At 67.5% G+C, this 11,497-nt stretch carries 11 protein-coding genes; 7 read left to right on the top strand and 4 right to left on the bottom strand.

Going from position 1 to position 11,497, the window contains the following annotated elements; all coding sequences use genetic code 11:
* Positions 1-327: 327 nt before the first annotated feature.
* Both lptE and leuS read right to left on the bottom strand, forming a co-directional pair.
* Positions 328-816 carry an LPS assembly lipoprotein LptE gene (gene lptE, locus J5F18_RS13385; protein WP_346299104.1) on the bottom strand — a complete coding sequence of 163 codons (489 nt, stop codon included), beginning with the start codon at positions 814-816 and terminating at the stop codon, positions 328-330.
* Between the two features lie 25 nt (positions 817-841).
* Positions 842-3,436, bottom strand: coding sequence for a leucine--tRNA ligase (gene leuS / locus J5F18_RS13380; RefSeq protein WP_346299103.1), 2,595 nt, complete (start codon positions 3,434-3,436; stop codon positions 842-844).
* A 184-nt stretch (positions 3,437-3,620) separates the two neighbouring features.
* Between leuS and J5F18_RS13375 the strand changes: the two genes are divergently transcribed.
* On the top strand, positions 3,621-4,136 hold the full coding sequence (locus J5F18_RS13375) for a zinc ribbon-containing protein (protein ID WP_346299102.1): 516 nt from the start codon (positions 3,621-3,623) through the stop codon (positions 4,134-4,136).
* A gap of 4 nt (positions 4,137-4,140) precedes the next feature.
* On the opposite strand, the gene J5F18_RS13370 is transcribed toward J5F18_RS13375, so the two are convergent.
* Positions 4,141-5,463, bottom strand: a complete 1,323-nt coding sequence (locus J5F18_RS13370; protein ID WP_346299101.1) for a hypothetical protein — start codon at positions 5,461-5,463, stop codon at positions 4,141-4,143.
* 156 nt (positions 5,464-5,619) lie between these two features.
* On the opposite strand from J5F18_RS13370, the gene J5F18_RS13365 reads away from it, so the two are divergent.
* From J5F18_RS13365 to J5F18_RS13355, 3 genes are read left to right on the top strand one after another with little or no spacing between them, the layout of a single operon-like run.
* Complete coding sequence (locus J5F18_RS13365; RefSeq protein WP_346299100.1) at positions 5,620-5,991, top strand: hypothetical protein; 372 nt, start codon at positions 5,620-5,622, stop codon at positions 5,989-5,991.
* Complete coding sequence (locus tag J5F18_RS13360; RefSeq protein WP_346299099.1) at positions 5,988-6,365, top strand: helix-turn-helix transcriptional regulator; 378 nt, start codon at positions 5,988-5,990, stop codon at positions 6,363-6,365. Before J5F18_RS13365 ends, J5F18_RS13360 begins: the two co-directional genes overlap by 4 nt.
* Positions 6,355-6,639 carry a hypothetical protein gene (locus J5F18_RS13355; RefSeq protein WP_346299098.1) on the top strand — a complete coding sequence of 95 codons (285 nt, stop codon included), beginning with the start codon at positions 6,355-6,357 and terminating at the stop codon, positions 6,637-6,639. Before J5F18_RS13360 ends, J5F18_RS13355 begins: the two co-directional genes overlap by 11 nt.
* Here the strand turns inward: J5F18_RS13355 and J5F18_RS13350 are convergent.
* Positions 6,596-7,516: a LysR family transcriptional regulator gene (locus tag J5F18_RS13350; protein ID WP_346299097.1), complete on the bottom strand. Its 921-nt coding sequence runs from the start codon at positions 7,514-7,516 to the stop codon at positions 6,596-6,598. The genes J5F18_RS13355 and J5F18_RS13350 overlap by 44 nt on opposite strands.
* 511 nt (positions 7,517-8,027) lie before the next feature.
* Between J5F18_RS13350 and leuC the strand changes: the two genes are divergently transcribed.
* From leuC to leuB, 3 genes are read left to right on the top strand one after another with little or no spacing between them, the layout of a single operon-like run.
* The gene (gene leuC, locus J5F18_RS13345) at positions 8,028-9,479 is read left to right on the top strand and encodes a 3-isopropylmalate dehydratase large subunit (protein ID WP_346299096.1); all 1,452 of its coding nucleotides are present in this window, start codon (positions 8,028-8,030) and stop codon (positions 9,477-9,479) included.
* A 3-nt stretch (positions 9,480-9,482) separates the two neighbouring features.
* Positions 9,483-10,130, top strand: a complete 648-nt coding sequence (gene leuD, locus J5F18_RS13340) for a 3-isopropylmalate dehydratase small subunit (protein WP_346299095.1) — start codon at positions 9,483-9,485, stop codon at positions 10,128-10,130.
* A 14-nt stretch (positions 10,131-10,144) separates the two neighbouring features.
* A complete protein-coding gene (gene leuB / locus J5F18_RS13335; protein ID WP_346299094.1) occupies positions 10,145-11,224 on the top strand; it encodes a 3-isopropylmalate dehydrogenase in 1,080 nt (359 codons plus the stop codon).
* Positions 11,225-11,497: the final 273 nt, after the last annotated feature.

Below are 11,497 nucleotides of genomic sequence, written 5' to 3'. Positions count from 1 at the left end.
GGAGCTTCCTGGCCAGCGCATCGGCCAGCTTGTCGGGGAAGACTTTCACGTTGGCGCCTCTTTCGAGATCCGGTCATTTTGGTGGGAGCTGGGCTCCATTCGCTCGGGGAACCCGAGCTCCCACAAGGTGCCCATTCGTTGCAGGCTTGTGAGTCTGGCGGTCCGGGTCGGGAAATGCCGGTGGGAGGCCGGCTCTGCCGGGCGAATGGCGCCGCAGGCGCCCCGGCAGAGTTGCCTGCGTTGGCTCATGCTCCCGGGAGCCTTCGGCTCCATTCGCTCGGGGAACCCGAGCTACCACAGGGTGCCGATTCGGCCTCCTGCAGGCTGCTAGAGCGCTAGGCTACGCAGGCGGTCGAGCAGCTGGCGTTGGGCGGCCTCGCGAAGCTCCTGCCGGGCCTCCTCGCGCAGGTCGTCCTGGATCAGCAGGTTCGAGTCGCTGACCGTGTAGCGGGTCGAGACCTCCAGGCGCTGCTGGTCGAGCAGGTAGGCGCCGTCGCTCGCGCGCTGCACCGAGAAGGGGGCGATGAGCGCCATCTCCTCCTCGCGGGGGCCCGTGTCGAGCACGCTGAGGCTGCGTCGCCGGATCTCGGGCTGGCCGAGGTTGAGCACCCGTTCGGCGTCGTCATGGACCCGGGTGCCGGCGGCCTCGAGGCGCTCGCGGACGAGCCGTGCCAGGTCGCTGTCCGGGCCGGCGAGAGCCAGCTCGTCAAATACCGCGGCGGGTGCGTCGAAGCCGCGCAGGCGAAAGCCGCAGCCGGCAAGGGCCAGGCCGGCGGTGCCGACCAGGCCCAGGGTGAGGAAGGTGCGTCGCTGCATGGGGCGCTCCCTGTGCCGGGCGGGCTCAGCCCACCACGATATTGACCAGCTTGCCGGGCACCACGATCACCTTGCGCACCGTCTTGCCCTCGGTATGGCGCTGCACGTTCTCGGCGGCGAAGGCCGCCTCCTCGATGGCCTCCCTGGTCGCGCCTGCGGCGACCTCGATGCGGGCACGCAGCTTGCCGTTGACCTGCACCACCAGCTCGATGGTATCGCGGGCCAGGGCGGATTCGTCCACGACCGGCCAGGAGGCATCGATGACCGGCTCCTCATGGCCCAGCTCGGCCCACAGGGCATGACAGGCGTGGGGCACGATGGGGGCGAGCAGCAGCACGCAGGCCTCCACGGCCTCGCGGGTCACGGCCAGCCCCTGGGCAGACGCCTGGTCACTGTCGCCCTGGAAGCGACCGATGGCGTTGGTCAGCTCCATGACCGCGGCGATGGCGGTATTGAAGGTGGTGCGCCGGCCGATGTCGTCGCTGGCCTTGGCGATGGTCTCGTGGGTCTTGCGGCGCAGCTCGCGCTGGGCCTCGTCCAGGGCCCCGGCGTCCAGGGGCCCGGGCGTTCCGGCTTCCAGATGCTCGCCGACCAGCCGCCACAGGCGCTTGAGGAAGCGGCTGGCGCCCTCGACGCCGGAGTCGGACCACTCCAGGGACTGCTCCGGCGGGGCGGCGAACATCATGAACAGGCGTACGGTATCGGCGCCGAAGCGGTCGATCATCGATTGGGGGTCGACGCCGTTGTTCTTCGACTTGGACATCTTCTCGATGCCGCCCATCTCCACCGACTGGCCGTCGGCGATCAGCACGGCGCTTACCGGACGCCCCTTGTCGTCGCGCTTGACCTCGACGTCGGCGGGGTTGAACCACTCCTTGCCCCCGTTCGGCTGGAGGCGGTAGTAGGTCTCGGCGATCACCATGCCCTGGGTGAGCAGGCGCTGGAAGGGCTCGTCGACCTGGACCAGGCCCAGGTCGCGCATCAGCTTGGTGAAGAAGCGCGCATAGAGCAGGTGGAGGATGGCGTGCTCGATGCCGCCGATATAGAGGTCCACCGGCAGCCAGTAGTCGGCGCGCTCGTCGAGCATCGCCTCGGGGTTGTCGGCGCAGCAGAAGCGCGCGAAGTACCAGGAGGACTCCATGAAGGTGTCGAAGGTATCGGTCTCGCGCACCCAGCCGTCGCCCAGGTCGCTGAATGCCGGCATGCGCTTGAGCGGCGAGCCGGTGGCGTCCACGGTGACCTCCATGGGCAGGGCCACCGGCAGCTCCTCGTCGGAGAGCGGCACGGTCTGGCCCTCGGGGCCGTACTTGACCGGGATCGGCGCGCCCCAGTAGCGCTGGCGGGCGACGCCCCAGTCGCGCAGGCGGTAGTTGACCTTCACCTCGCCGCGGCCGAGCTCGGCGAGCTTCTCGGCGGTGGCATCAAAGGCGGCGTCGAAGTCGAGGCCGTCGAACTCGCCGGAGTGGATCAGGGTGCCGTAGTCCTCATGGGCGCCCTGGGAGAGATCCGGCGCCTGGCCTTGCTCGTCGGCGATCACCGCCTCGATGGGCAGCCCATACTTGGTGGCGAACTCCCAGTCGCGCTGGTCGTGGCCGGGTACCGCCATGACCGCGCCGGTGCCGTACTCCATCAGCACGAAGTTGGCGGCATAGACCGGGACCTCGCGACCGGTGAGGGGATGCACGGCCAGGTGGCCGGTGGGCATGCCCTTCTTCTCCATGGTGGCCAGTTCGGCCTCGGAGGTGCCACCGTGGGCGCACTCCTCGCAGAAGGCGGCCAGCTCGGCGTTGTCCCTGGCCGCGGCCCTGGCCAGCGGGTGGGCCGCGGCCACGGCCACGTAGGTGACGCCCATCAGGGTATCGGGGCGGGTGGTATAGACCGACAGCGGCTCGCCGGCATGGCCGTCGGCGGCCTTGATGCCGAACGACAGCTCGATGCCCCTGGACTTGCCGATCCAGTTGCGCTGCATCGTCTTGACCTGCTCGGGCCACTCGATGCTGTCCAGGTCGGCCAGCAGCTCTTCGGCGTAGTCGGTGATCTTGAGGAACCAGAGCGGGATCTCCTTGCGCTCCACCAGGGCGCCGGAACGCCAGCCGCGCCCCTCGATCACCTGCTCGTTGGCGAGCACGGTCTGGTCCACCGGGTCCCAGTTGACCGTGGCCATCTTCTTGTAGACCAGGCCCTTCTCCACCAGCTTGGTGAAGAACCACTGCTCCCAGCGGTAGTAGCTCGGGTCGCAGGTGGCGAACTCGCGGCTCCAGTCGTAGGCGAAGCCCAGCGCCTTGAGCTGCTGACGCATGTAGTCGATGTTCTCGTAGGTCCAGCGGGCCGGTGGCACCCGGTTCTGGATGGCGGCGTTCTCGGCGGGCATGCCGAAGGCGTCCCAGCCCATGGGCTGCAGCACGTTCTTGCCCTGCATGCGCTGGTAGCGGGACACCACGTCGCCGATGGTGTAGTTGCGCACGTGCCCCATGTGCAGCTTGCCGCTGGGGTAGGGGAACATCGACAGGCAGTAGAACTTCTCGCGGCTGGCATCCTCTACCGCCTTGAAGCACTGGTTCTTCTCCCAGAACTGCTGGGCGTCGCGTTCGATCTCTTGGGGCTTGTACTGTGCGTCCATCGCTGTCTACGGGTACCTTGCGGGTCAACGGGGCTTGTCCGGCATCGGGGTCGTGACCGCTGGGGCGTCAAGACGTTGAACTGCCGGCAGGAAAGCGTCTAAATGGTAGGCAAGGATACCCCAGCACGGCAGGGCCCGGCTATGCCCGGGCCGGCCGGCCCATCGCAGGAGGAAGGAGCTGACCATGAGCGAGCAACCACAACCCCATCGGGACCATCGCCTGCGCGAGGGCTACGAGCGCATGCTGGAGCGCCTGCGTGAGGGGGCCCATGAACTGACCTGGGAGAACCTGCAGAAGGAGCTCGACGAGGCGGTGGAGTTCGAGGCCGAGCTCGAGGAGTTCACCAAGTATGAGCTGTCGCTGCTGCGGGCCTGGGTGGAGCGCGACCTCAAGGACATGCGCCGCTACCTGAGTGCCGGAGGCGAGAGCGTGGCCACCTGGCTCGGCATCGACCTCTCGGCGCTGTCGCGCAAGGTCAGTGAATCGCTGCTCTCCATCGCCGATCGCAGCGTGGTCGAACGCGAACGCTTCGAGGAGGACCTGGAGGCCGCCCAGGCCGACTACTGCGAGGGCGAGATGGCGGTGCCCGGTCGCATGGCCTGCGTGCACTGCAACGCCGAGGTGGAGCTCGAGGGGGTCGCCCGCATCGAGCCCTGCCACCAGTGCGGCCATCGCTACTTCCGGCGGGTATCGCAGTAGTCCCCTACAGCCAGGCATCCAACACCACGATCGCCGCGACCACCAGCGCGGAGAGGGCGCCGGCGTAGCTCAGGTTGTGGCGCATCATCACCGTACCGCTGACCCCGTAGCGCCCCTGCAGGGAGAGGTTGATACCGGAAAGCGGCCCGACGCTGGTGCCCACGGCCCAGGAGGCCAGCGCCACGAAGGCGAACAGCGTCTGGCGGCTGCCCTCGAGATCCAGCATCGAAGCCAGCACCGAGACGCCGATGATCGGGTGCAGCCCGGCAGCGGCACTGACGACGATGGCCAGGAAGCTGGCTGTCGCCTGGGGCGCGCCGAAGTGGGCGAAGAGCGTCCACTGGCTGCCGGTGGCGGCGCCGATGAAGGCCGAGAGCCCTTGGGTGAGCAGGCCCGCGCACAGGAACAGCGCGATTTCGCCGCGCATGGCCGGCAGCCGCTCCAGGGCGTGGCTGCGCACCCGGCGCAGAGTCCAGCGCGGGCCCCGTGGCAGGTTGGTCAACAGCGCCACCGCCGGCAGCAGGAAGGTGATGATGCTGACGATGGAGAGCGCGGGCGTCAGGGCGTAGTGAAACAGCAGCACCAGGGTGGCCATGCCCACCGGCATCAGCAGGCTCCTGGGCGAGAGCGAGTAGCCCGCCACTTCGGTGAGGTCGAAGCGCCGCGAGAGGTCGAGCAGCGAGAGGGTGCCGGCCAGCATTCCCAGCGGCAGGCCAAGGGCCAGGATCGTCGTGAAGCGCATCTCCGGCGCCAGGGTCATCACCACCCCCATGGAGGCAAAGAAGGGCGACCAGAGCGCGGCGCTGGAGAGTCCGCGGTTGAGGGCCAGCAGCTGCGGCAGGGAGAGCTCGCCGTGACGCCGCAGGCGGTCCCCCACCATGAACACCGTGGAGAGGTTCAGCACGGCACCGAGCAGGTGGACCCCCAGCCAGGTGCCGGCGGTGCCGCGCCGGCCGGTCACGGCGCTGCCGGGTGGCGCCGAATGCCCCTGGCGCGTGCCGATCAGGCCGATGAAGCTCACCCCGACCAGCATGGCTACCACGTAGCTGTTGCCATCCAGCAGCCGGTGCCAGGTGACCTCGGCGCCATAGCCCAGGGCCGCGACCAGCACCAGTGCAAGCCCCAGCCCCGCCAGGGCGCCCGCCTGGCGCCGATTGCTCCGCTTGAGATCCGGCCACAGCAGCAGCACGGCCAGCCAGAAGGCGTAGCTGACCGCGGGCAGGGCCACCGGCAGCCCGGCCAGGCGCAGCACCTGCAGGGCCAGCCCGGCCAGGATCAGGCTGCCGGCGATGGCGTGGCGAAGGGACGTGGGTGGGGCGGGTGACAAGGTGCGGGCTCCGGGGGAAAGTTGAGCAGTCTAACAAACCCCTCCGTGCCTGGCAGCGAGGCCTTTCCTGGAATCCTATATTTCTCTTAGCAGTCACGGTCGGAGTCATTGGCTAGCCGCCGCCGTCATGTCAAATATGTTATAATTGGAGCCGGGATGATCGACCTGGACGCCTATTTCGCGGAGCCGGTCCTCAAGGAGTTGGAGCGGGCGGTGTGGTCGGATGACGCTCGGTTTCGAGATGCTGCCGTGGCGGCATTGACGGTTTGCCAGGAGTGTGCCGAAGATCCCGACCGTTTGCTTCCCCTCCCGGTTCAGAACATCCATGGCGTAAGGGATGGAGAAGTCGTATTTCGCGTCTACCGTTACGGGCCCTTGGGAAGCTGGTTTGGGCGTTATGAATTGATCCTGGCTTGTCCTCAGGGGGGGCTGCCCTTCAGGGCGATCTATTTCGGCCCGAGAAGGACCCACTCCCAGCGGACCAGCTTGATCCATGGCGAACTGAAAAGGTTCTGGAGGTGTGAGTGAGTGAAACCGATACCAACAGCACCGGTCGCGCCCGTCAGCTGATCGACAAGGCACTCGAGACCCAAGAGGGCCGGGCGCATGCGGACCGAGTGCGTCTCGCTCTGCGTCTCGGGGCCCTGGTTCATCAGGTGCGCATACGCGCCGGTCTCACCCAGGCCGAGCTGGCGAGGCGAATCGGTACCCGGCAGAGCCTGATATCGCGTCTCGAAGGAGGGAATCTCGGCCATGTGCCCGGCAATGAGTTGCTCGACAGCATTGCCGTGGCTTGCGGCTATCGCATGACTATTTCCATGGAGCCCGATATAGCCCACCAGCAGCTGGAGCCGGTTGAAGTGGTGTTGCATGCAGATGAGGCGGGATCCGGTGAGTCTTGATGTCACGGCCTGGCTGGCCGGGGCGCTCTCGGCCGGTATCTTTGCCTACCTTGCATTACGGGCCAGTCGCATGTTCATGAAGGCTGACAAGGCCAGAGTTCGGGCTGGGCAAACATCGGGTGGCCGTACACGACGTCTTTGGGTGAGTTTCTCGCAGGCATTCACAAGGGCCGCAGGCTGGCAGAAGATGGATCATTTGCTGATCTGGGCGGCGGTCGGCTTGCTGGCCATCAACCAGCTGATCGCCCTGTACCGGTTGTCTCCCAGTTCCTAGCCGCCGCTTCCCGGGCCGCGTCGAGCTGCTCGAGCATGGCCCGCGCGGCGTTGGAGAGGGTGCGGCTGCGGTGCACGATATAGCCCAGCGGGCGGTAGATGGGCGGGTGGTCCACCGCCAGCACGCGCAGGTCGCCCGCCACCAGGCGCTCCGGCAGCAGGCTCCAGCCCAGGCCGATGGCGGTCATCATCTTGAGGGTCTCCAGGTAGTTGGTGGAGAGCGCCACCGGCAGGCCCAGGCCCGCCGCGGCGAAACGCGCCTCGATCAGCCCCCGGGTAAAGGTGAGTGGGCCCGGCAGTACGGCGTCGTGCTCGCAGAGCACCCGCAGCGTCGGCTCCGTCACCTTGGCCAGCGGATGGTCATGGGCGCAGACGAAGCAGAGCCGATCGATCCACACCGGCACTACCGTGAGCTGCGGGTCGGGGTGGGGGGCCAGGGTTACGACGGCGATCTCCAGGGAACCGTCCAGCACTCCCTGGTAGGCCTCCTCGGAGTCCAGGAAGTGCAGGTCGAGGCGCACCTCGGGGTGGGCGCCGGTGTAGGCCTTGAGCAGCGGCGGCAGCCGATGCAGGCCGATATGGTGGCTGGTGGCCAGGGTCAGGCTGCCGCCCACGCTGCCCTCGAGGTTGCTAAGGGCGCGACGGCTGTCGTCCACCATCACCAGGATCTGCCGGGCGCGGGGCAGCAGCACGCGCCCCGCCTCGGTCAGGCCGACGGAGCGGCCGATTCGGTCGAAGAGCCGCGCACCGATCTGGGCCTCGAGCACGGCGATGCGCTTGCTTACCGCGGGCTGGGTCAGGTGCAACTGCTCCGCGGCGCGGGAGAAGCTGCCGCTCTCCGCCACGGCCAGGAAGGCCTGCAGGCTCTGGGTATCCATGGTGCCTCCGTCACTGGCGTTAGATAAGCTGTGGTAGATGCTATGTTGCTTTCAAATTCTCATACGCTTGAAGAGATTCGTGGGAGATCGGCTTTGCCGGGCGAATGGCGCCGGCTTTGCCGGGCGAATGGCGCCGCAGGCGCCTCGGTGGAGTTGCTTGAGTCAGCTCATACCGCACAGGAGCCCTTCGGGCTCCATTCGCCGGGCGGAGCCCAGCTCCCACAAAAAACCAGCTCTTGCCAAATTCCAGCGATCACGCCGAGCAACGCGAATCAGCCGACATGGCATTCCTGTTGGGAATGCAATCCATAAATAACATGAATTGATTTTATGGGCGAGGGGCGGGAGACTGGTCCCATAGCGCCGAGCGCCGAGCGCCGAGCGCCGAGTGTCAAGGCTGATAGCCACGGCAGGCTTGAGCGGCGCCGGATAGCCGCGGTGCTGGACGCCGTGAACCGAACATCACACCGACCGGACAGAGCACAGGGCCCATGAGCCCGGGAGAAACGAGATGGCAGGCCAGACACTCTACGACAAGCTGTGGTCGCAGCACCTCGTCAAGGAGCGCGATGACGGCACCGCGCTGATCTACATCGACCGCCAGCTGCTCCACGAGGTGACCTCGCCCCAGGCCTTCGAGGGTCTGCGCCTGGCGGGCCGCAAGCCGTGGCGCCTGGACGCCAACCTGGCGACCCCCGACCACAACGTGCCCACCACGGTGAAGGAGCGCGCCGAGGGTAACGCCGGCATCAAGGACCCGGTGTCGCTGATCCAGGTCCAGACCCTCGACGACAACTGCCGCGACTTCGGCATCGTGGAGTTCAAGATCAACGACCCGCGCCAGGGCATCGTCCACGTGGTAGGCCCGGAGCAGGGCGCCACCCTGCCCGGAATGACCGTGGTGTGCGGCGACTCCCATACCGCCACCCACGGTGCCTTCGCCGCCCTCGCCCACGGCATCGGCACCTCCGAGGTGGAGCACGTGCTGGCCACCCAGTGCCTGCTGGCCCAGAAGATGAAGAACATGCAGGTGCGCGTCGAGGGCGAGCTCGGCACGGGCGTCACCGCCAAGGACGTGGTGCTGGCCATCATCGGCCGGATCGGCACCGCCGGTGGCACCGGCTACGCCATCGAGTTCTCCGGCAGCGCCATCCAGGGCCTCTCCATGGAAGGCCGCATGACGGTCTGTAACATGGCCATCGAGGCCGGCGCCCGGGTCGGCCTGATCGCCGTGGATGACACCACCATCGAGTACCTCGAGGGCCGCCCCTACGCGCCCGCCGGCGAGCAGTGGCAGGCCGCCGTGGCCGACTGGCGCGGGCTGGTCTCCGATGCGGACGCCGAGTTCGACAAGGTGGTGGTGCTCGACGCCGCCGAAATCGAGCCCCAGGTCAGTTGGGGCACCAGCCCCGAGATGGTCACCGGCGTCTCCGGCGAGGTGCCGGACCCCGCCGAACAGGCCGATGACACCCTGCGCAGCGGCTACACCCGGGCGCTTCAGTACATGGGCCTCGCCCCGAAGCAGAAGATCACCGATATCCGCCTCGACAAGGTGTTCATCGGCTCCTGCACCAACTCGCGCATCGAGGATCTGCGCGAGGCGGCCAAGGTCGCCAAGGGCAAGAAGGTGGCCGACAGCATCAAGCTCGCCATGGTGGTGCCGGGCTCGGGCCTGGTGAAGCGTCAGGCGGAGGCCGAGGGGCTGGACAAGGTGTTTATCGAGGCGGGCTTCGAGTGGCGCGAGCCGGGCTGCTCCATGTGCCTGGCCATGAACGCCGACAAGCTCGGCGCCGGCGAGCACTGCGCCTCCACCTCCAACCGCAACTTCGAGGGTCGCCAGGGCTATGGTGGGCGCACCCACCTGGTGAGCCCGGCGATGGCCGCCGCCGCCGCCATCGCCGGCCACTTCGTGGACGTGAGGCAGCTTGCCGCCAATGACGACGCCCAGGTACAGGAGGCCTGAACCATGAAGAAATTCGAACGCACCGAGGGTCTCGTCGCGCCGCTGGACCGGGCCAACGTGGACACCGACCTGATCATCCCCAAGCAGTTCTTGAAGTCGATCAAGCGCACCGGCTTCGGCGTCAATCTCTTCGACGAGCTGCGCTACCTGGATGAGGGTTATCCGGGCCAGGACTGCTCGCAGCGCCCGCTCAACCCCGACTTCGTGCTCAACCAGCCACGCTATCGGGGCGCCAGCGTGCTGCTGGCCCGCCGCAACTTCGGCTGCGGCAGTTCCCGGGAGCATGCCCCCTGGGCGCTGGAGGACTTCGGCTTCCGGGTGGTGATCGCCCCGAGCTTCGCCGACATCTTCTACAACAATGCCTTCAAGAATGGCCTGCTGCTGGTCACCCTCCCCGAGGAGGTCGTCGACCGCCTGTTCCAGGAGGCCGAGGCCAGCGAAGGCTACGCCCTGGACGTGGACCTGGAGAACCAGCGGGTGATCACGCCCGCCGGCGAAATCCTCGAGTTCGAGGTGGATGCCTTCCGCAAGCACTGCCTGCTCGAGGGCCTCGACGACATCGGCATCACCTTGCAGGACGAGGAGGCGATCCGCGCCTTCGAGGCAAAGCATCGCACCGCGCGCCCCTGGCTGTTCCGCGACTCCGCCTGAACAAGGAAGAAGCAATGACTCAGAAGATTCTGGTACTGCCCGGTGACGGCATCGGCCCCGAGATCACCGCCCAGGCGAGCCGCATCCTGGCCGCCTGCCAGGCCTGCGGCCTGGATGTGGAAGTGGAAGAGGCCCTGGTCGGCGGCAGCGCCTATGACGCCTTTGGTGATCCGCTGCCCGCCGAGACCCTGGAGAAGGCCAAGGCGGCGCGGGCCATCCTGCTCGGCGCCGTGGGTGGCCCAAAGTGGGACAAGCTCGAGGACCTCTCCAAGCGCCCGGAGAAGGGGCTGCTCGGCCTGCGCAAGAACCTGGGCCTGTTCGGCAACTTGCGCCCGGCGATCACCTACCCGCAGCTGGCCGACGCCTCGAGCCTCAAGCCCGAGCTGGTGGCGGGCCTCGATATCATGATCGTGCGCGAGCTCACCGGCGGTATCTACTTCGGTCAGCCCCGCGGCATCGAGGTGCGCGACGGCGAGCGGGTCGGCTTCAACACCTACATCTACTCCGAGAGCGAGATCGAGCGCATCGGCCGGGTCGCCTTCGAGATGGCGCAGAAGCGCGGCAAGAAGCTCTGCTCCGTGGACAAGGCCAACGTGCTCGAGGTCACCATCCTGTGGCGTGAGGTGATGGAGCGCCTGGCGCCGGAGTACCCCGACGTCGAGCTCTCCCATATGTACGTCGACAACGCCGCCATGCAGCTGGTGCGCGCCCCCAAGCAGTTCGATGTCATGGTCACCGGCAACATGTTCGGCGATATCCTCTCGGATGCCGCGGCCATGCTCACCGGCTCCATCGGCATGCTGCCCTCGGCGTCGCTCAACGAGACCGGCCAGGGCATGTACGAGCCCTGCCACGGCAGCGCCCCGGACATCGCCGGTGAGGGCATCGCCAACCCGCTGGCGACCATCCTCTCGGTGGCCATGATGCTGCGCTACTCGCTGGACGAGCCGGCGCTCGCCAAGCGCATCGAGGACGCCGTGGGCAAGGTGCTGGACGACGGCCTGCGCACCGCGGATATTGCCTCCGAAGGTACGCGCACCGTCTCCACCGCCGAGATGGGCGACGCCGTGCTGGCCGCCTTCGAGGCACGGTAGCCAGCGGCGCCGGCTTGGGTCATGCTGTTGGCTGAGGCTTCCTCGGAGACGGCTGCACCATGACATTCCTTCGGCGTTTCATCTCCTTACCCTGGGCCAGAAAGCGGCTGTATCTGGAAGCCGCTCTCTGGCTACTGCTGTCCTGGGCCCTGGTCAGGGGGCTGCCGTTCCGCCTCTGGGCCTCCTGGCTGGGGGAGCAGCGGCCGGCCGAGGCCGAGTCGATGATGGAGGAGGGCGAAGACCCCCGCGTTGCGACCATCTGTCGCTGTATCG

Source organism: Halomonas sp. BM-2019, from assembly GCF_017584085.1.
The sequence above is the reverse complement of the archived record's forward strand: the minus strand, read 5'-3'. Positions and strand labels throughout refer to the sequence as shown.